This is a genomic window from Flavobacterium sp. GQ95 (assembly GCF_059758655.1).
Genome location: NZ_JCAXEB010000003.1, coordinates 190,416 through 211,380, shown reverse-complemented (window position 1 = coordinate 211,380; position 20,965 = coordinate 190,416). Strand labels below are relative to the sequence as shown.

Below are 20,965 nucleotides of genomic sequence, written 5' to 3'. Positions count from 1 at the left end.
AAAATCTATCAGGTTTACTTTTATAAATAAATTGAGATTATTTTACAATCGTCATTTCATCAATAATGTTTTTTGCTCCTGCGTATTTGTCAATAATCCAAAGTACATAACGAATATCTACGTTGATTGTTCTTTGTAATTTAGGATCAAAAATAACATCTCCGGCCATAGCTTCGATGTTTCCATCAAAAGCAATTCCGATTAATTCTCCCTTTCCGTTAAGAACCGGAGAACCTGAATTTCCACCTGTAATGTCATTATCTGTCAAGAAGTTTACTGGCATGTATCCTGCTTTATCTGCATATTGACCATAATCTTTTGCTTTGTTTAATTCTAACAAACGCGCTGGTAAATCAAATTCCTGATCTCCGGCTTTATACTTTTTAACCATACTTTCCATGGTTGTATAATTGTTGATTGTAGCATCGTTACGTGGGTCTGTTGGCAATGCACGAACTTTTCCGTAAGTCAGTCTCAAAGTAGAGTTTGCGTCAGGATATTTTATTGCATTTAATTTAGATTCTCTCAAACCTTCAACTAATTTGCGGTACGCCACTGCAAAACCATCATCAGCTTTTGCCTGATCATCTGTTTTAGCACGGTATTTTGTCATCAAATCATTAGAAATAATATACAAAGGATCATGTACAATTGCTAATGGTTTTGGATTAGCCATAAATGCCAATACTTTTTCTTTAGAAGTAAAATAACTTATTTCAGTTGCTTTTGCTACATCTGAAGTGAAGTCACCATTATTTGCTGTTTTCATTTTAGCAATTTGTGGAGCCAAACCATATTCTGCAGCTTTAGCAGCGTATAAATTCAATTGCGCAGTTAACACGTCTTTTTCCAACGGCGCATAAAATTCACCATAAATGTTATCGATCATAGCGTTGATCTTAGGTAACATTTCTGCTTTTTTAGCATCGTTTTCATTGTAGTAAGCAATTAATGCATTTCCTAAATTTGCTGGTCCGGTTGCATAACTTGACGTACGTAAAACCTGAGATAAATAATTATCGTGACGCGCTTTTAAATTCGTTTCCTTGTAATAATCGTTAATCGTCGGAATTACATTTTCGTACTTTTCTTTGTTAGCTGGTTTAGCTGCCCATTCGTAGAATTTATCTTCCTGTTCAGATTTAGCAGCTGCAGTTCCGGCTTTCGTCAAAGCATCAATCATTCCCTGACGGTTTTTCCAGTAATTGGCTGTAGAAGCATATTTAGATGCATATTGCAAACGAACTGTTGCATCTTTGTCCATATACTTTTTCATTTGGTCCATTCCGGTTTTTGCACCTTCAACCCACGCAGGATAAGCAAATTTTACGTTTTGCTCGATTCCGCCCGCTGGCATCCAACGGTTGGTTCTTCCTGGATAACCCAAAATCATTGCGAAATCATTTTCTTTAACTCCTTTGATGCTTACAGGCAAATAGTGTTTTGGCTGTAAAGGCACATTCTCTTTTGAGTATGTTGCAGGGTTTCCAGCTTTATCAGCATATACTCTAAACATTGAGAAATCTCCCGTTTGACGAGGCCATTCCCAGTTATCAGTATCTCCGCCAAATTTACCGACACTTTCCGGTGGTGTTCCAACTAAACGAACGTCTGTGTAATCCTGATATACGAAATAGTAATATTCATTTCCCTGAAAGAAAGGACGAACAGAAACCGTATATTTTCCACCTTCGTTATTTTCCTTTTCAATCAAAGCAATTTCCTGCTGAATGATTTTGTTTCTTTCTGTTTCTGTCATTGCATCATTTACTTTTGACAAAATTCTTTTAGAAACATCGTCCATACGAACGAAAAAACGAACATATAAAGATTTTGGTTTCATTTCGGCACTTCTTTCTTTTGCCCAAAAACCATCTTTCAGGTAATTTTGTTCTGCAGTAGAAAGTTCAGCAATTGCGTTATAACCACAATGGTGATTGGTTAAAACTAATCCGTCTTTCGAAACGATTTCGGCAGTACATCCTCCATTGAACTGTACAATTGCATCTTTTAAACTATGATGATTGATACTGTAAATTTCTTCGGCTGTTAATTGCAAGCCCATTTTTTCCATATCTCTATGGTTCAATCTTTCGATAAACATCAAAAACCACATTCCTTCGTCAGCTCTTGCAGGAAAAGCCATTAAGCACATGGTAAAGAATAAAACTATTTTTTTCATATTATTTTGTTTAAGTCATGCGAATATAACGCATTTTCGCAATTATTATATCTTATAAACTCTTAAAATAAAATATACTGTTTCTTTTTTATTGTTTTTTTACGAATTTAACATTCGCACTAATAAAAAAGGCGTCCGCTGCAGCGGACGCCTTTTAAAAATATTTTTAAGCATTTTAATCGTTAAGCATTTTCCAAAGTTTGTCTTTCAATTCTGTCAAACCCTGTTGCGCAACCGATGAAATAAACATATACGGAACATCTTTGAAAGCGACATCAAGTTCAACTTTCAATTCTGCCTTCAATTCGTCATCCAACATATCGCATTTTGAGATCACCAAAAGACGCTCTTTATCTAACATTTCAGGATTGTATTTAGTCAATTCATTAACCAAAATATCATATTCTCCTTTAATATCCGGAGTATCAACAGGAACTAAAAACAACAAAGTTGAGTTACGCTCAATATGACGTAAGAAATAATGTCCTAGCCCTTTTCCTTCAGCGGCACCTTCAATAATTCCGGGAATGTCAGCAATTACAAACGATTGATAATCTCTGTAAGCAACGATTCCTAAGTTTGGTTTTAAAGTTGTAAAAGGATAATCGGCAATTTTTGGTTTTGCAGACGTCAATACAGACAACAAAGTTGATTTCCCGGCATTTGGAAAACCTACCAATCCAACGTCAGCCAAAACTTTAAGTTCCAGAATCACATCCATTTCTACACCTGGTAAACCTGGCTGTGCATAACGTGGTGTTTGATTGGTTGAGCTTCTAAAGTGCCAGTTTCCTAATCCACCTTTTCCTCCTTTTGAAAGAATTTGTTTTTCACCATCTTCAGTAATTTCGAATAAGGTTTCTCCGGTTTCTTTATCTTTTACGACAGTTCCTAAAGGTACTTCGATAAATTTATCATCTCCATCAGCACCGGTACTACGGTCTCCTCCTCCATCTCCACCATGTCCGGCTTTAATGTGACGCGCAAATTTTAAGTGAAATAATGTCCACAAACCTTTATTTCCCACCAAATATACGTGTCCACCACGACCACCATCACCACCGTCCGGGCCTCCTTTTTCAATAAATTTCTCTCTATGTAAATGCGTAGATCCTTTTCCTCCTTTTCCGGATGAAACATATATCTTAACGTAATCTACAAAATTTCCTTCTGTCATTGTTTTTAGTATTCAGTCGCAGTCGCATTTTTCAGTGCAAACCGCGACTGAAAACTGTGACTGGAAACTATTTTATTTTTAGTATTCTAGTCCAGTCGCAGTTTACAGTGCAAACTGCGACTGAAAACTGTGACTGAAAACTATTTTATTTACTCTTTTAGTGCTTTTACCAACACTTTGTCAATCTTTACACCGTCCATGTCCAGCACTTCAAGCACAAATTTTTGCCAATATAATTTTTCGCCTTCTTTTGGAATATGCGAAAGCTCGGTCATAATCATTCCGCTTACGGTGTTTACTTCGTAATCGTTTGTCAATTCGTCTAACTCAAAATAAGTTAAGAAATCGTGCAATGAATAATGTCCGTCAACTAACCATGAACCATCTTCTCTTTCGATTAACTGGAATTCATCTTTATAAAAATCAGATGCATCTCCAACTAAAGCTTCCAGAATGTCATTCAAAGTAATAATCCCCTGAAAAACGCCATATTCATCAGAAACCAAAGCATAATGAACTCCTGTTCTCTTGAAATTTTCCAAAGCTTTGTAAGCCGTCGTCTGTTCCATTAAATAAGGAGGATCTGTCATAATTGCTGACAAATCAAAATGCTCGCTTTCGATGTTTGCGAATATATTTTTAAGCGTTACGATTCCGACAATATCATCATAGTTGTCATTATAAACCGGATAAACGGTATGTAAATCTTCTAAAACCAATGTTTTGATTTTGTCTTTATCTGCGTTTAACGGCAACATATCTACCGATTTACGGTGTGTCATTAACGAATTTACTTTTCGGTCGCCAATATGAAAAACACGCTCCACGATATCTTGCTCAATTTCCTGAACTTCTCCGCCTTCGGTTCCTTCTTTTATAATGGCTTTAATTTCTTCTTCGGTTACTTTTCCGTCAGCTGAAGGTTTTATCTGTAAAACATTCAGTAAAAAATCAGTTGATGATGTTAACAACCAAATAAATGGAGCTGTCACAATCGAAACTATTTTCATCGGCAGGGCTACCGCCTTTGCAATTGCTTCAGGATAATTTAAACCGATTCGTTTTGGCAATAATTCTCCTAAGACTAAAGAAAAAAACGTTAAAACTACTACCACAATTCCCACGGCAACTGAATGTGCATAGGGTTTTAAAATAGTAAACCCCGCAACAAAAGTCTCAACATCCATTGTTATTTTATCTCCACTATAAATACCTGTCAAAATTCCGATTAAGGTAATTCCGATTTGTACTGTGGATAAAAACTTGTTTGGAGAATTGGCTAAATCCAATGCAATTTTTGCGCTTTTATTTCCTTTTTTTGCAGCAGTTTCCAATCTGTTTTTTCTAGCCGAAATCAATGCGATCTCTGACATCGAGAAAACTCCGTTTAATAGTATTAGAAAAAATATTATTAGTATTTCCATTTTTAAGTTTAAAGTTAAAAGTCAAAAGTTAAATGTTTTTCAGAACTTATTTCAAATTTCCTTCTAACATTTAACTTTTAACTTCAAACAAGTTTTATTACAAATTATCTATAACTGACGTTAATCGTTCTGTAATTTCTTCGATAGTTCCGATACCATTTACGGCGTGAAACTTATTTTGTGCTTTATAATATCCAATCAATGGAGCTGTTTTTTCGTTGTATTCCTGATATCTTACACGAATTTTTTCTTCGTCCTGATCATCCACTCTTCCGCTTGTTTTTCCTCTTTCAAGCAAACGAGCTACCAAAATCTCATCATCAGCTTCTAATGCGATAGTTGCTGTAACACTTGATCCGATTGTTGGTAAAAATTTATCTAAAGCCTCAGCCTGATCTAAAGTTCTTGGATAACCGTCGAACAAAAATCCGTTTGAATCTAAATGTTTGTTCACCTCATCAATTAACATTGCAGTTGTAACTTCGCAAGGAACCAATTCGCCATTGTCCATAAAAACTCTTGCTCTTTTACCTAAATCTGTATCATTTTTTAAATTAAAACGAAAAATATCCCCTGTTGAAAGATGTGTTAATTTGTATTTCTCTTTTAAAAATTCTGCCTGAGTTCCTTTTCCTGCTCCTGGCTTTCCAAATAAAACGATGTTAATCATAATGTGAGTGTTACTTGACTTCTTGATTTTATCTAAGAAGTTTAAAATGAATATATAGTTGTGTTTTGTTTAATGTTATTCGGCTAACTTATATACTTCGGTTAAATTTCTTCCTAAACCATCGTAGTCTAAACCGTAACCAACGATAAATTTATTTGGAATCCTGATTCCTATGTAATCAATTTTAATATCTTTTTTATACGCTTCAGGTTTAAAAAACAAAGTCGCAATTTTAAAATGCTTTACATTTTGTTGTTTAAACAAATGTTTTAATTCCTCGATTGTATTTCCGGTGTCAATAATATCTTCAATTATGACCACGCTTCTGCCTGAAAGATCCTGATTAATTCCGATTAATTCTTTAACAACATTAGTCGTTTCTGTACCTTCGTAAGATGCCATTTTGATAAATGAAACCTCGCACGGTTTTTTGTATTTTTTCAGAAAATCGCTTACAACCATAAACGCACCATTCAAAACGCCAATAAAAATTGGGGTATCATCTCCAAAATCATCTTCTACTTGTGCAACTATTTTGGTTAAAGCAAAATCAATTTCCTTAGCCGAAATAAACGGAACAAATTGTTTATCGTGAAGTTGTATCATTATTTTTGATTTTAAAATAATGCGCAAAGATACAGAATTACAACCAAATTGTTCGTATCAAATTATATGGATACGATGACTTTTTTAAGAATGTTAAATATCACTTAATATTTACAAATCTTTTGTTAAGGTCATTTTTAATTTTATTAAATTGTTGTCTATTAAAATTTTAACTCAAAAACATAATGAAAACTACAATAAAATTATTATCCCTGTCGTTATTAACCGTAATGACGGCCTGTCAAGGACAAGTAAAAAAAGAAGAAAAAGAAGCCCTGGCAAAACAACCGCCAACTGTTGTAAAAACTGCAATTGGAGACCTGACCTTGCCTCCGCCTTTTGCAACGGAATCTACATCTAAAAATAGCAAAGTAATAGGATGGCCAGAAGGCAAAACGCCAACAGCGCCAGAAGGTTTCACCGTTACGAAATTTGCAGATGGCTTCGAAAACCCGCGTTGGACTTACATCGCACCAAACAATGACATTTTTGTTGTGGAAAGCGGAACAAGAACAAGTAAAAATCAAATTACCGTGCTTCGAGATAAAGACAAAGATGGAAAATTTGAAACCCGTGAAGTTTTTATAAAAGACTTAAACAAGCCTTTTGGAATGCTGGTTTTAAAAGACTTTTTCTATATCGCCAACACTGATGGTTTATACAGATATCCGTATAAAAATAATCCGCTGAAATTAGATACTAAAGGTGTAAAGATTCTTGAACTTCCTGCCGGAGGATACAACAATCACTGGACAAGAAATATAATTTCAAACACAGACGGATCTAAAATTTATGTTTCCGTTGGTTCCGGAAGTAATGTTGCCGAGCACGGAATTGACAAAGAAGTTCGCCGTGCCGATATTCTGGAAATTAATCCTGATGGAACTGGTGAAAAAATATATGCATCCGGACTTAGAAATCCGGTTGGGATGGATTGGAATCCGGTAAATAAAGAACTTTGGACCGCTGTTAACGAGCGTGATGAATTGGGAGATGACTTAGTTCCTGATTACATTACAAGTGTCAAAAGAGATGGTTTTTATGGTTGGCCGTATTCTTATTTCGGAAATATTTTAGATCCGAGAATGAAAGGCGAACGCAAAGATCTGGCAGCAAAAGCAATTGTTCCCGATGTTCCGGTTGGCGCGCATACGGCTTCGTTGGGATTGGCATTTTATACTAAAGATAAATTTCCGGCAAAATATAAAAATGGCGCTTTCGTTGGCCAGCATGGTTCGTGGAATCGTGCCAATATTTCTGGTTATAAAGTAATTTTTGTTCCTTTTGCGAATGGAAAACCTTCCGGAAAACCTGAGGATTTTTTAACTGGTTTTATTTCTGATGCCGACAAAGCTCAGGTTTACGGACGTCCGGTAGCGGTTACCGTTATGAATGACGGATCGCTTTTGGTAAATGATGATAGCGGAAATACGATTTGGAAAGTAACTGCTAATAAATAAAATTCCATTTTTTTTAAAATTCCAAATTCCAAACTTTATGCTAATTTTTTAAACACATAGAATCATAGTATTCTGGAAACTAAAAAAGAGGTGTTTCACTTGTTTTAAAACACATAGCTATGTGTCTTGTAGCAAGTGAAACGGCTTTATACACAATCCAAAACTATGTTTCTATGTGTTTAAAATTAAGGCCTAAAACTAAACTGTCTTTTTATGCTTTTAAAAAAATATTGCTTTTTTCTTCTTGTTCTAATTGTTTCTCAAAACACTTTTGCACAAGAAGAAAAAAACAAATCTATTGATTCTGTGAAAACAGAAAAACTCGAAGAAGTTATTATCAGTTCCTTTCATATTAATGACAGTTTGCAGAATGCACCGGCTTCGATTGGAATTTTATCCAAAAAAGAACTGACGCAAAATAATACTACAGATGTTACGACTGTTGTCAATACGATTCCGGGAGTTTTTATGCAATCTTCCAATTTTACAACCACCCGAATTTCGATTCGCGGTATTGGTGCGCGAACACCTTATGGAACCAATAAAATAAGGGCTTTTTACGGCAGTATTCCGTTAACTTCTGGAAATAGCGAAACGGTTATTGATGATATTGATTTGGAAAACCTCAACCAGATTGAAATTATTAAGGGACCACTTTCGAGTATTTACGGTGCAGGTCTGGGCGGAGCGATTTTGATTTCGTCTCAACTTTCTAAAAGTAAAGGACAGACTGCAGGAATAAGTTCTACTTTTGGTTCTTTTGGATTATTGAAAAATACTTTGAATTATAGTTTAGATGAGAAAGATGCAAGCTTGAATTTAAGTTATCACAATCTGAAATCAGATGGCTGGCGCGAAAACAGTTCTTATAAACGAGAAGGAGTCACGATTGCCGGCGAATTATTCAGAAGACGAAACAGCAAACTGACTTATTTTACCAATTATACTTATCTAAAAGCTTTTATTCCGAGTTCGATTAGCAAGGAAGTTTACGATTCAAATCCGCAATTGGGTGCGCCAACTTGGGTGGCTTCAAAGGGATTTAAAGAATACAAATCGACTTTAGCAGGATTGGCTTATGATTTTAAGATTACTGACAATCTGAATAATTCAACATCTGTTTTTATCAATTATAAAGACAGTAACGAACCACGACCTTTTGATATTTTGCGTCAATATACTTTTGCGACTGGAGCGAGAACGCAATTTTCAGGGAATTTCGAAATTGGAAAACTGAAGAATCAATTCATTTTCGGAATGGAATATTTTACCGATAATTACAATGGAAATACTTTTGAAAATTTATACAAACAAAACAACGGACAAGGCAGTTTACAAGGAAATCAATTGACAGAAAGCGATCAAAAAAGGCATTTTTATAATCTATTTTCGCAAATCAGATCGTTGCTTTCTGAAAAATTCGAACTTCAATTTGGTTTAAATTATAATGAAACGCATTTTGAACTAACGAACTTTCTTCCTCAAAAAACGGCGACTGAAAAATACAGCTATGATGGCATTTTTTCGCCTCAACTTTCTTTATTATTCAAACCAAATCAACAACAAACGATCTATTTTTCAGCAAGCCGCGGATTTTCATTACCAGCAACCGAAGAAACTTTAACCAGCAATGGAACTATCAATCCGGATATTAAACCTGAAAATGGTTATAATTTTGAATTGGGCGGAAAATTCTATTTCTTCAACAAAAATCTTTATACAGAAATTGCCTTGTACCGAATGGAAATTAAAGATTTATTGGTGGCCAAAAGAATCGGCGATGATCAATACGAAGGTGTGAATGCCGGAAAAACATTGCATGAAGGAATTGAAATTACGCTGAAACACAATTGGCAAATTAATCGATTTTTTAATCTGAATTCTTATATCGGAATTTCCATCGGTAAATATGAATTTAAAGAATTCGTTGATAGCGGAAATGATTATTCGGGAAATAAATTAACCGGAGTTCCGGCGAATAAATTCAATGCCGGATTAATTTTAAATACCCGTTTTGGAATTTATTTGAATGCCGATTATCAATTTGTGGATGAAATTTCGATGAACGATGCTAACTCGGCCTTCTCTGATTCTTATAATATTGTAAACTTAAAAACCGGTTATCGTTTTGAAATTCTTCATAATCTCAATACCAATTTAGCTTTTGGAATTAATAATGTGACGAATGAAAAATATGCTTCTTTAATTCTACCAAATGCGCTTCCGGCTGGCACTTCATCTCCAAGATATTATTATCCAGGTCTTCCTGTAAACTACTACGGAAATATCTCATTAAATTACTTATTTTAGTCGCAGAATTAAATCGATTAAGATGATATCTGAACTACAAAAGAAACTTGAATACGTTAATGCTTATAGAGAAAACCGTCTGAAAGTGGCGCAGGACATTTTAGAAAATCCCAGCTTATTTGACGAATTAGTTTCGATTTGCCTTTCTCCATCGGACAAAAACAACCATAAAGCCTGTTGGATTTTAGAATTTGTGTCTTACGAAGAATTGATTTGGCTTCAGCCTCATCTTGATTTTTTCTTCTCCAATTTAAAGAATTTAAAAGATGAAAGTTCGATTCGGCCCATTGCAAAAGTGACGCAGCTTTTAGTAAAATCACATTATAAAAAAGATGAAAACTGCATAATTCTATCCGAAGAAAATCTTCAGGATTGCATCGAAGCCTCTTTTGACTGGCTGATAAACGATGTGAAAGTAGCTACAAAAGCCTATTCGATAAGAACTTTATATGTTTTAGGAAACCATTACGACTGGATTCATCCTGAACTAAAAATTATTCTAGATAAAGATTATGGCGATCATTCTGCTGCGTATAAAGCGGTTGCACGCGAAGTTTTGAAGAAAATAAAATAGTTTTTAGTTTGCCACGAATTTTCTCAAATTAAATTTTTAAAATACTTAGATATATTAGTCTATTTAACAACAAAAGAATTAATGGAAATTCGTGTAATTCGTGGCAAACGAAAATCAAATATTTTATACAAAATTTTCTAAAATAATTATTTTACGTACATTTGTAAAAACTTTACGTACATGAATACTAAACTCACTTTATCGTTAGAAAAAGAAGTCATCGAGCAAGCGAAATTGTATGCAAAAAAAACAGGCAGAAGCTTATCTGAGCTGGTAGAAAGCTATTTTAAAAATTTGACTGAGAAAACAGAAACTTACGATGACATTCATCCAAAAGTAAAAAAGCTGATTGGAAGAATTACGCTTCCGCCAGATTTTGACCAAGAAAAAGTAAAAGAAGAACATTACAGAGAAAAGTATGGATTTTAAACATATCTTTCTAGACACCAATATATTAGTCGATATTGTTGCGAATAGATTTCCGTTTTCAAAAAATGCAATTTCAATTTTCGATTACTGTCAACGCCATAAAATCAAAATGTATTCGTCGTCACATTCAATTGCTACAATGCATTATATTGCAAAAAAAGTGGTTGATGAGAAAGAATTACGATCTATTATTGAGGATTTATTAGATACTATTTCAATAATTGCCGTAACAGAATCTATTTTAAAGAAAAGTTTAAAATCCAATCATAAAGATTTTGAAGATGCGATTCAAATTACATCGGCTCAATCAATAAATTCAATGGACTGCATTATTACTAGAGATATAAAAGATTTTAAATTCTCAGAAATAAATGTATTCACACCAGATGAATTCTTAAATACACTATAAAGACAATGAATTATTTTTCTTCTGATTTTAAATTAGGAATATTGGGCGGTGGACAATTAGGCAAAATGCTTTTGTTTGACACCCGAAAATTTGACATACAAACTTACGTTTTAGATCCGAGCGATGAAGCTCCGAGCAAAATTGCCTGCAACAAATTCTTTCAGGGCGATTTAATGGATTATGACACGGTTTATAATTTTGGAAAACAAGTTGATGTTTTGACTTTCGAAATTGAATTGGTTAATCTTGAAGCTTTAACACAATTAGAAAACGAAGGCGTAAAAGTGTATCCTTCTCCAAAAACCTTAAAAGGAATTCAGAATAAAGGAATTCAAAAACAATTTTACGCAGACAGCAATATTCCAACAGCATCATTTTTACGATTTGATTCGCCAGAACATTTACAAAAATCAGTCGGAAATAATGAAATAACAATTCCATTTGTATGGAAATGTACGGAGTTTGGATATGACGGAAATGGCGTAAAAGTAATTCGTCAGATTTCTGATATGGATGATTTACCAAATGTGGAATGTATTGCAGAAACGATGGTTCCGTTCAAAAATGAATTGGCCGTTATCGTTTGCAGAAATCCATCAGGAGAAATAAAAACATATCCGGTTGTTGAAATGGAATTCCATCCAGAAGCTAATCAGGTAGAATATGTAATTTGCCCGGCAAGAATCGACGAAAAAGTAGCTGAAAAAGCCAGAGCAATTGCTTTGAATGTTTCAGAGAAATTCAATCACGTTGGACTTTTGGCAGTTGAAATGTTCCAAACCAACGACGATGAAATCTTAGTAAACGAGGTTGCTCCTCGCCCACACAATTCAGGACATTATTCTATTGAAGCCAGTTATACGTCACAATTCGAAAATCATTTACGTGCTATTTTAGATCTTCCATTAGGAAACACAGACAGCAAAGTTGCCGGAGTTATGGTAAACTTAGTTGGTGCGGAAGGTTTTTCAGGAGATGTAGTGTACGAAAATATCGAAACCATTTTAGGATGGAACGGCGTTACACCACATATTTACGGTAAAAAGCAAACAAGACCTTTCAGAAAAATGGGTCACGTTACTATTGTAAATGAAGATATGCAGGAAGCGAGAAGAATTGCGGAAGAGGTTAAGAATACTATTAGAGTAATTAGTGCTTAGTTATTAGTCCTTAGTTCTCACAACTAAAATAAATAATAGTTTTCAGTCACAGCAAAACCTGAAACCTGACACGAGGCTTTAGCCGAATTGGCGAAGCAAACAAAATAAACAAAAAACAAATGAGCAAAGTAGCCATCATAATGGGAAGTATCTCTGACATGCCAGTCATGCAGGATGCCATCGACATCTTAAAACAATTTAATGTTGAAGTTGAAGTAGATATCGTTTCGGCACACAGAACGCCGGAAAAATTATTCGATTTCAGTAAAAATGCACATACTCGCGGTATTTCGGTAATTATTGCCGGAGCTGGTGGCGCTGCGCATTTACCAGGAATGGTTGCTTCAATGTCACCGCTTCCTGTAATTGGGGTTCCGGTAAAATCAAGCAATTCAATTGATGGCTGGGATTCGGTTTTATCGATCCTTCAAATGCCAGGCGGAGTTCCAGTTGCAACAGTTGCTTTGAACGGAGCAAAAAATGCTGGAATTTTAGCTGCTCAAATTATTGGAAGCCATGATAAAAAAGTACTTGACACTATTATCTCCTATAAAGAAGAATTGAAGGCTGCGGTTAATAAAGCGGCTGAAGGATTGAAATAGTTTTCAGTTTTCAGTCACAGTTTTCAGTGTAAACTGTGACTGAAAACCGTGACTGAAAACTAAAATTAAGCCTCATCTTCAACCTCTTCCAAAATAGATTCAAATTCAGATGCTGTTACATCATCCTTATTTATCCAATTCTCTGAAGTAACCAAGTTATAATTTACATCATCTTCTGTTGTCAATTCCCAAATAATACTTTCTGCTTCAGGAAACGGAATATTTTGAGACATTTGATCTTCAAATAATCTTTTAATAAGATTTCTGTCAGACAAACCTTTATTCAATAATTTCAATATATTTTCGGCTGTCAGTTTTTGTACTTCACCATTAGTTGGTGTCATAGAAAAATGAACAACAGACGCTTTTGCATTTGGAAATTTCCCATTGTAAGCTTTAAAAAGCAATTGATTGACATGAAATAATCTGCCTTGCATGTGTATTTCCGGATATTCCTCACAAACTTTGTCTATCAGCATATTGTTTGATATCTGCTCAATTTGTCCTGCACTTAATTCATCTCCCAATTTATATTCTAATACAATCTGTGCGGCTTCGTTAGGCTCGTAATCCGAAATGGCCATCTCTAGTAATTCCGGCAAACTGCTTTTCTCTGCTGTAGCCCCATCCGGATAATTGAATTTTTGCAATAACACAACCAAATCTTCATCTGACCAATATCCTTCAACTTCATTAACTGTGTCAATATTCTTTATTACAATTTGATAATTCATAGTGTTTTATTTAATTATGATTAGTGACTTATAATTCTAATCGTATTTTTTCAATTTACGCTTTTAATATTTCCTACAGCAATAAATAACATATCTATAACACAATTTAAGAGGATTTTATGCCAAGAATCAATTCCATATAGCCGATTAAACTTTTATAAATTGTTATCTTTGAAATTCAAAAATTAGACTTCAATTAATAAAAAATAATATATCATAATGAGCATTTTACTTTCAAAATTTACTACCAAACATAATACAGCACCTTTTTCGCAAATTAAGATAGAAGATTACATTCCTGCTTTTAAAGAGGGAATTGCTCTGGCTAAAGCCGAAATCGATGCCATTGTAAATAATTCTGAAGCACCAACTTTTGAAAACACAGTTGTAGCAATGGATTTTTCCGGAGATATTTTAGATCGTTTGTCTAGTATTTTCTTTAATTTAAATTCGGCTGAAACGAGTGACGAAATGCAAAAAATTGCTCAGGAAGTTTCGCCTTTATTATCTGAATTCGGAAATGACATTACTTTAAACGCTGCTCTGTTTGCAAAAATAAAAGCCGTTTATGAGCAAAAAGGAAGTTTGAATTTAACTCCAGAACAGACAACACTTTTAGATAAAAAATATAAGAGTTTTTCCAGAAACGGTGCTAATTTACCCGAAGACAAAAAAGATCAGCTTAGAGAAATCGACAAAGAATTATCAAAATTGAGTCTTCAGTTTGGCGAAAATGTTTTAGCAGAAACCAATGCTTTCGAATTAAATTTGACTAACGAAAGTGATTTAGCAGGATTACCGGAAGGGACAATCGAAGCTGCAAGGTTATTGGCAAAAAGCCAGGAAAAAGAAGGATGGATTTTCACTTTAGATCATCCAAGTTATGTTCCGTTTTTGACCTATGCAGATAATCGCGAATTGCGTAAAAAAATGGCCATTGCTTTTGGTGCAAGATCATTTCAAAATAATGAATTTGACAATCAGGAAAATGTATTGAAAATTGCCAAATTACGTTTTGAAAGAGCCAATTTATTAGGTTATAAAACACACGCGCATTTTGTTTTGGAAGAAAGAATGGCTGAAAGTCCTGAGAAAGTTTTCTCCTTCTTAAATGATTTATTAGCTAAAGCAAAACCTGCTGCTCAAAAAGAATTTGCAGAATTAACTGCTTTCGCAAAAGAGTTAGACGGAATCGGACAATTAGAAAAATGGGACGGCGCTTACTATTCTGAAAAATTAAAACAACAGCTTTTTAATTTAGATGATGAAAAACTGAAGCCTTATTTTCAGTTAGAAAAAGTTTTAGACGGAGCCTTTACGGTTGCTAACAAACTATTTGGTTTAACCTTTACCGAAGTTTTTGACATCGATAAATACCACGAAGAAGTTACGACTTATGAAGTTAGAGATGCTGATAACAATTTAGTTTCGATTTTCTATGCCGATTTCTTCCCAAGAAAAGGAAAACGAAACGGTGCCTGGATGACTTCATTCAAATCGCAATCTATAAAAGATGGCGTAAACGAAAGACCACATATTTCGAACGTTTGCAACTTTACAAAACCAACAGAAACGAAACCTTCGTTATTGACTTTTAATGAAGTGACGACTTTATTCCATGAATTTGGTCACGGTTTACACGGCATGTTAGCGAATACAACATATCCAAGTTTATCAGGAACTTCTGTTTTTTGGGATTTCGTAGAATTACCAAGTCAAATTATGGAAAACTGGTGTTATGAGCCAGAAGCTTTGGCTTTGTTTGCAAACCACTACGAAACCGGAGAAATTATTCCAATTGAGTATGTTCAGAAAATTAAAGAAAGTGCGAGTTTTCAGGAAGGATTGGCGACTTTGCGTCAATTGAGTTTTGGACTTTTAGATATGGCTTGGCACGGGCAAGATCCAACAAACATTACTGATTTAAAAACTTTCGAAACCGAGCAATTTGCCAATACCCAATTGTATCCGGACGTAAAAGAAAATGCGATGAGTACTGCTTTTTCACATATTTTTCAAGGTGGATATTCTTCTGGATATTACAGCTACAAATGGGCGGAAGTTCTGGATGCAGATGCTTTTGAATATTTCCAGGAAAGCGGCATTTTCAATAAAGAAGTAGCTACAAAATTCAAAGACAATGTACTTTCAAAAGGAGGAACAGAACATCCGATGATTTTGTACAAACGTTTTAGAGGCCAGGAACCTAAACCGGAAGCTTTGTTAAAAAGAGCGGGACTACTTTAGGTTTATTATATATTTGAAACCGAGGTAGAAATACTTCGGTTTTTTTTTAAATAAATTGTTTTTTTGTGAAGATAAACTCAACAAAAAACATAGCTCATAGTATTAAAAAAGTTCCCATATATTAAGAAACTAATATCGTTCTCAGATCCGTAACGCTCGGATATTGTGTAGCCCAAGCTTGTTCATTTGAATTCCACCCAGTATTAATATCATAAGAGATCGTTAGGGAATTATCTTGACCCGCATTTAAATCGACCAATATTCCTGGATTCTCAGAATAAAAAATGACAGTGTTATTTTGAATATCCTGACTACTAAACATTAAAAATGCTTTATTGACAGGGGCAACTCTAATATTATGATTCCCATAAGTATTAAAAACACAATTGCCATAATATTGTTCATCGGTATTATTGTAGACGCAGATTCCCGTAGCATACGCAGTATTTGAATCATTTTGAATTAATATATTTTCTAAAGTATTTTTAGCATCAATTGAAACGCTGCCATAATTCTCAATTAACATTCGTTGTTGCAACGCTACCTCATAAGTCGAGCTCGTAACACTTTTAGACTTCGCTGTAGATTTAGATATTAAAGCCTCTAATCGAGCAATATATATAATTTTATTGTCTGCAATTACACTGGTAGATAAATAGGAACATAAATTAAATTCCCATTCTATCAAAACAGATTTCAAAAACTCTTTAGTAACATTCCAGCATAAAGGCGTAAATGACGAAGCGTTTACAGACTCACACGCAAGAAAACAACATAAGGTGTATTTTTCCCTATTTAAAAGTTCTACAGTTTCCTGAGAAAAATTTATTGTTAATGAATTCTTCATTTTCAGTTATTTAAATTAATTTATAAATAAAGAATTACTCTTCATCCGACAAGATGAAGAGTAATTCAACCCCCAATACAATAACTAGACTGCAGCGTATTTCTCGCTAATTGCTCTTTCTTCTGAACTTACGTTTTCAATTAACAACTTTTTTAAGTCAGTAAAAGCATTAAAGTTTTTCAACCATGTAGCTCCGCCAGCACTCCAACCGTCGTTTACATTATAAGTAGTTTCTCGTGAACTAACACCTGTAAGGTTAATAAATGCACCAGCAGACATTGCTTTAGTGATTACAGTTGCAGTTAAGATTTGTTCTGTAGAAAAAATCAAAGCAATTTTTGTAATAGGTGTAATAACTCTCGATGAGCCGGCTCCTAAAATTGGAAATGCACATAAAATATTTGAACTTCCGTTTACTACCTGATTAATTCCAACTGTAAATCTTTGACCGTCATTGTTAAGAAAAGAAACAGCTCCTTCAACACCGTCTGTACTAGAATCTAAATTACCTGAACCTTTTTCTATAGTTACTAATTGTCCTAAATCAGTATCAATAGTATTACTGGCTTCGATTTGAATCTTTGGTGCTATTGTAGTTGTAGAATTGTAAGCCTGAAAATCTTCTTCCCAGGTAATTTTTGTTTTTCCCAATAATTTTTCAGCTGGTAAATTAAACCAAACTGTAGGAGAACCATCGCCAGATGCAGCTACTGATTTGAATCCATATAAAGAATACCCTTCACTTTTTAAAATTTTTACATCGTCCGGGCTAATGTTGATTGTTGTACTAAAAGTTGCCATAATATATGTTTTTGATTTGTTTATCCTTACTCATAAGGCTTTTCAGGTTACACCTTGCATTATTTCCTGAATGCAAACAGTTTGTTTTTTATTACTATGAAACCAACTTTTATTTATCTGGTAAATGTTGCGTTAGTTCCAGCTTTTGCAGTACAAGTACGAGGTATCATATTTGTACCATCATCCAGACCTACCATATATTCTGTCCCTATTGCAATTCGTGCTGCCGGGTCAAGATTCGTTACACGCAGATCATTGGCTCCTACTGGATCATTACTTCTCGCAGTGGCTAATGGAGAAGTACCTAATTCATTTCTAATTAATATATCATTCATCATTAAGTTTTTTAAATTAAACATAGTGTTTATTATGAGGTCTCCTTAATTTCTTATAAAATACCCCAAAATAATTGTGGTTTATATTCCTCTTAAAATTATATTAGTAATCAAACAGACAATCCCTATCAAACAAGCTGTACTTTCGTTTATGTTTGAGATAAAAATCTCATTTACATCGTTGAACAGAATTATATTTTTAATACTAAATGGTTTTCTCATTTTCCGATCTGCAGAATCAGTTAATGAGTTTTTAGATTCTAATTGTACAATTATCAATTCTATTAACTTTTGAATTTTCCTACTCAAGAAACTTTTCAGAAAAACCTTAAATAATAGATTTTGACTTTATTTCTATTTCAAAACTATATCAAATAAAAAAGCTTATTTATTAAAATGTCACAGAATGGAAATTATTAGGTATGAATAAGATAAACAATGACATAAAGCAATTTTCCATTTTAAAAACACCTCATTTAGCCAAATTGAAAATAATTATTAAGAAACAACACAATAAACTTTCATTTATTTTTGAAAGTTTAAAAACTTTTGCTTACATTTGACCTATGGAATTCAAAGAAGCAAAAAATAAGTTCGTGCAAACCTGGGGAGCGTTAGGTTCTCAATGGGGAATTAATAAAACCATGGCGCAAATCCATGCTTTATTAATGGTCTCGAACGAAGCTGTTTCGATGGAAGACATTATGGATGAATTGCAGATTTCGCGCGGAAATGCCAGCATGAATCTTAGAGCTTTAATGGATTGGGGAATTGTCTATAAAGAATACAAAGCCGGAGAAAGAAGAGAATTTTTTACTGCCGAAAAAGATCTAGACGAATTAGCATCCAAAATTGCCAGAGAAAGAAGTAAAAGAGAAATTAAACCTGCTCTCAAAATCTTAAAAGAAGTTTCAACTATTGAAGCAAAGGATTCTGCAGAAGAAAAACACTTTGTAGATCAGACTTCTAAATTGTATGACTTCGTTTTAAAAGCCGATAATATGTTAGATAAAATGACAGAATTCAATGAAAACTGGTTAGGTCGTTTGGTTCTAAAAATCATGAAGTAAAAAAATTTAAACAAAACTTTCATTTTTTTCTGAAAGTTTAAAATAAACAATAACTATGATAACTTTTACCAACCTACACAAAATCAACAAAATATTTTATTTTACAGCTCTTGGACTTTATCTTTTTGTATACTTTGGAATGTTATTCCAAATAGTCTTGGGGATTGTCCAAATAACAATAGCAATTATTTTACTTGCAAAAATGAAGGAACTCAGCAAAGAGAAAAAGAGAAAAATTAAACTTTACTGGCTTTTAGTTGTAATAACTTTTTTACTTATCCTGACCAATTCTGTGTACGGAAATGATTTAGGAAATTTCATTTGTCTCTTTCTCTTTCCGATGTTAATAGCAACATACTTCTACTTTTTGACAGCAAATATTACTTCTGATTCATTTCTGAAAGCAGAATGGAAAAACCTCGCACTTTTCAATTATGAAGTTGATGCTAAAATCTTAGAAAAACATCTTCCAAATGGCACTGAAATAGATTTATGGAACAACAAATGTTACGTGAGTTTAGTTGGTTTCATGTTCAAAAACACCAAGGTTTTAGGATTGAAAGTTCCGTTTCATATAAATTTTGAAGAAGTTAATTTGAGATTTTATGTCAAACGTTTTGAAAATGGAGAATGGAAACGAGGCGTTGTTTTCATTAAGGAAATTGTTCCTCAAAAAGCCATCACTTTTATTGCGAATAGTTTGTATCAGGAAAATTATGAAACTCAAAAAATGAGACATGAAATCATTGAAAACGAAAACACAAACACTTTTGTGTATCAGTGGAAAAACAAAGAACAATGGAATACAATTCAATTAGAGACTGAAAAGAATCCAACAGAAATTGAAATCGATTCTGAAGCTGAATTTATTACGGAACATTATTTTGGATATACTAAAATTGATAAAGAAAGCACTTTCGAATATGAAGTTCAGCACCCAAGATGGGAACAATTCAAAGTTCTCACTTATAAAGTTGATATTAATTTTCAGGAAAATTATGGTAATGACTTTGAGTTTTTAGAAACTACCATTCCTACTTCAGTTTTTCTTGCAAAAGGATCAGCAATTGAAGTAAAAAACAAACGCACACTAGCAATTGAAGATCTTTTTATACCACACGGTTTAAATTATGAATATTAACCCATAAAAATAATCGTCATGAATCTCAACATCATTGGATATTTCATCTATCTCAGTATTACGATTTTCATCATTCTGAAAGTTGGAAAAATATGCTACAAGAACGGAAACATTTATGTAGCAGAACTGATTCCAAATCATGCTGATATCTGCCAAAAAATAAATCAGGTTTTGCTTTTGGCTTATTATCTTCTCAACATTGGTTATTGTGCAATGACTTTAATTTCGTGGCAAAAGATCTCAACCTTGCCCAATCTGATAGAAACAATCGGGATAAAAACAGCCATCATCATTTTCATCATTTCAATATTACATTATCTCAACATCATTATTCTAACCAAGTACATTCATAAATTAATTAAATAACATCTTAAATCAAATATCATGGAAACTACAAAAATCTTAATCGGTTACGCCATTTATTTACCAATTGCTTTATTTCTTACCTATTATGTTTCTAAAACACTTTTCAAAAACGGAAAAATCTTTATGCTGGATATTTTCAAAGGAAGAGAAGACATAGCAGAAGCAACCAATAAACTTTTCGAAACCGGATTTTATCTTTTAAATATTGGCTTTGCTCTAATGATTCTGGAAATGCACTTATATGACAACAATTATCAGGAATTAATTGAAAGATTAAGTTACAAAATTGGCGGATTTTCTATCTATCTTGGTATCATGTTATTCTTCAACTTATACTTTTTCTTTAGAGGAAAAAGAAAAGCAAAAGAAGCTCAACAAGAAGAAAGATTGGTTTTTAAAGCATAATTTCATCCAAAACCCG

General features: G+C 33.6%; 21 protein-coding genes. 12 read left to right on the top strand and 9 right to left on the bottom strand.

Going from position 1 to position 20,965, the window contains the following annotated elements; translation table 11 throughout:
- Positions 1–37: 37 nt before the first annotated feature.
- From AC6CH4_RS08135 to AC6CH4_RS08115, 5 genes are all read right to left on the bottom strand, one after another.
- Complete coding sequence (locus tag AC6CH4_RS08135) at positions 38–2,182, bottom strand: S46 family peptidase (protein ID WP_498101910.1); 2,145 nt, start codon at positions 2,180–2,182, stop codon at positions 38–40.
- Between the two features lie 175 nt (positions 2,183–2,357).
- Positions 2,358–3,359 carry a GTPase ObgE gene (gene obgE / locus AC6CH4_RS08130; protein WP_375033727.1) on the bottom strand — a complete coding sequence of 334 codons (1,002 nt, stop codon included), beginning with the start codon at positions 3,357–3,359 and terminating at the stop codon, positions 2,358–2,360.
- Positions 3,360–3,508: 149 nt separating this feature from the next.
- Complete coding sequence (locus AC6CH4_RS08125) at positions 3,509–4,783, bottom strand: hemolysin family protein (RefSeq protein ID WP_498101908.1); 1,275 nt, start codon at positions 4,781–4,783, stop codon at positions 3,509–3,511.
- Positions 4,784–4,880: 97 nt separating this feature from the next.
- A complete protein-coding gene (locus AC6CH4_RS08120; protein WP_026982979.1) occupies positions 4,881–5,453 on the bottom strand; it encodes an adenylate kinase in 573 nt (190 codons plus the stop codon).
- Between the two features lie 75 nt (positions 5,454–5,528).
- Positions 5,529–6,059, bottom strand: coding sequence for a phosphoribosyltransferase (locus AC6CH4_RS08115; RefSeq protein WP_498101906.1), 531 nt, complete (start codon positions 6,057–6,059; stop codon positions 5,529–5,531).
- A 185-nt stretch (positions 6,060–6,244) separates the two neighbouring features.
- Between AC6CH4_RS08115 and AC6CH4_RS08110 the strand changes: the two genes are divergently transcribed.
- The 7 genes from AC6CH4_RS08110 (at position 6,245) to purE (ending at position 13,003) form a co-directional block, all read left to right on the top strand.
- On the top strand, positions 6,245–7,519 hold the full coding sequence (locus tag AC6CH4_RS08110; protein ID WP_498101904.1) for a PQQ-dependent sugar dehydrogenase: 1,275 nt from the start codon (positions 6,245–6,247) through the stop codon (positions 7,517–7,519).
- A gap of 213 nt (positions 7,520–7,732) precedes the next feature.
- The gene (locus AC6CH4_RS08105; RefSeq protein ID WP_498101902.1) at positions 7,733–9,829 is read left to right on the top strand and encodes a TonB-dependent receptor; all 2,097 of its coding nucleotides are present in this window, start codon (positions 7,733–7,735) and stop codon (positions 9,827–9,829) included.
- Between the two features lie 22 nt (positions 9,830–9,851).
- Positions 9,852–10,403 carry a HEAT-like fold family protein gene (locus AC6CH4_RS08100; RefSeq protein ID WP_498101900.1) on the top strand — a complete coding sequence of 184 codons (552 nt, stop codon included), beginning with the start codon at positions 9,852–9,854 and terminating at the stop codon, positions 10,401–10,403.
- Positions 10,404–10,583: 180 nt separating this feature from the next.
- A complete protein-coding gene (locus tag AC6CH4_RS08095) occupies positions 10,584–10,832 on the top strand; it encodes a DUF6364 family protein (protein WP_498101898.1) in 249 nt (82 codons plus the stop codon).
- Positions 10,822–11,241 (top strand): type II toxin-antitoxin system VapC family toxin, encoded by a 420-nt coding sequence (locus AC6CH4_RS08090; protein ID WP_498101896.1) that lies wholly within the window; start codon positions 10,822–10,824, stop codon positions 11,239–11,241. The genes AC6CH4_RS08095 and AC6CH4_RS08090 overlap by 11 nt, the downstream gene beginning before the upstream one ends.
- 5 nt (positions 11,242–11,246) lie before the next feature.
- A complete protein-coding gene (locus tag AC6CH4_RS08085) occupies positions 11,247–12,401 on the top strand; it encodes a 5-(carboxyamino)imidazole ribonucleotide synthase (RefSeq protein ID WP_498101894.1) in 1,155 nt (384 codons plus the stop codon).
- 119 nt (positions 12,402–12,520) lie between these two features.
- The gene (gene purE, locus AC6CH4_RS08080) at positions 12,521–13,003 is read left to right on the top strand and encodes a 5-(carboxyamino)imidazole ribonucleotide mutase (RefSeq protein WP_057114953.1); all 483 of its coding nucleotides are present in this window, start codon (positions 12,521–12,523) and stop codon (positions 13,001–13,003) included.
- Positions 13,004–13,068: 65 nt separating this feature from the next.
- Here the strand turns inward: purE and AC6CH4_RS08075 are convergent, their stop codons facing one another.
- The gene (locus tag AC6CH4_RS08075) at positions 13,069–13,737 is read right to left on the bottom strand and encodes a hypothetical protein (protein ID WP_498101891.1); all 669 of its coding nucleotides are present in this window, start codon (positions 13,735–13,737) and stop codon (positions 13,069–13,071) included.
- 219 nt (positions 13,738–13,956) lie between these two features.
- Here AC6CH4_RS08075 and AC6CH4_RS08070 point away from each other — a divergent pair, with 219 nt between their 5' ends.
- Positions 13,957–15,984, top strand: a complete 2,028-nt coding sequence (locus AC6CH4_RS08070; protein WP_498101889.1) for a M3 family metallopeptidase — start codon at positions 13,957–13,959, stop codon at positions 15,982–15,984.
- A 121-nt stretch (positions 15,985–16,105) separates the two neighbouring features.
- On the opposite strand, the gene AC6CH4_RS08065 is transcribed toward AC6CH4_RS08070, so the two are convergent.
- From AC6CH4_RS08065 to AC6CH4_RS08055, 3 genes are all read right to left on the bottom strand, one after another.
- Positions 16,106–16,831 (bottom strand): hypothetical protein, encoded by a 726-nt coding sequence (locus AC6CH4_RS08065; protein WP_498101887.1) that lies wholly within the window; start codon positions 16,829–16,831, stop codon positions 16,106–16,108.
- An 84-nt stretch (positions 16,832–16,915) separates the two neighbouring features.
- Complete coding sequence (locus tag AC6CH4_RS08060) at positions 16,916–17,632, bottom strand: hypothetical protein (RefSeq protein ID WP_498101885.1); 717 nt, start codon at positions 17,630–17,632, stop codon at positions 16,916–16,918.
- A gap of 113 nt (positions 17,633–17,745) precedes the next feature.
- Positions 17,746–17,967: a hypothetical protein gene (locus tag AC6CH4_RS08055; protein WP_498101883.1), complete on the bottom strand. Its 222-nt coding sequence runs from the start codon at positions 17,965–17,967 to the stop codon at positions 17,746–17,748.
- Positions 17,968–18,533: 566 nt separating this feature from the next.
- Here AC6CH4_RS08055 and AC6CH4_RS08050 point away from each other — a divergent pair.
- The 4 genes from AC6CH4_RS08050 to AC6CH4_RS08035 all read left to right on the top strand — a co-directional run bounded on the left by AC6CH4_RS08050 (position 18,534) and on the right by AC6CH4_RS08035 (position 20,949).
- Positions 18,534–19,037 carry a GbsR/MarR family transcriptional regulator gene (locus tag AC6CH4_RS08050; RefSeq protein WP_498101881.1) on the top strand — a complete coding sequence of 168 codons (504 nt, stop codon included), beginning with the start codon at positions 18,534–18,536 and terminating at the stop codon, positions 19,035–19,037.
- A gap of 202 nt (positions 19,038–19,239) precedes the next feature.
- The gene (locus AC6CH4_RS08045) at positions 19,240–20,178 is read left to right on the top strand and encodes a YqjF family protein (protein WP_498101879.1); all 939 of its coding nucleotides are present in this window, start codon (positions 19,240–19,242) and stop codon (positions 20,176–20,178) included.
- 18 nt (positions 20,179–20,196) lie between these two features.
- Entirely contained in the window at positions 20,197–20,544 is a 348-nt protein-coding gene (locus AC6CH4_RS08040; protein WP_375033741.1) for a hypothetical protein, read from the top strand.
- 18 nt (positions 20,545–20,562) lie between these two features.
- Complete coding sequence (locus AC6CH4_RS08035; RefSeq protein ID WP_056189128.1) at positions 20,563–20,949, top strand: hypothetical protein; 387 nt, start codon at positions 20,563–20,565, stop codon at positions 20,947–20,949.
- Positions 20,950–20,965: the final 16 nt, after the last annotated feature.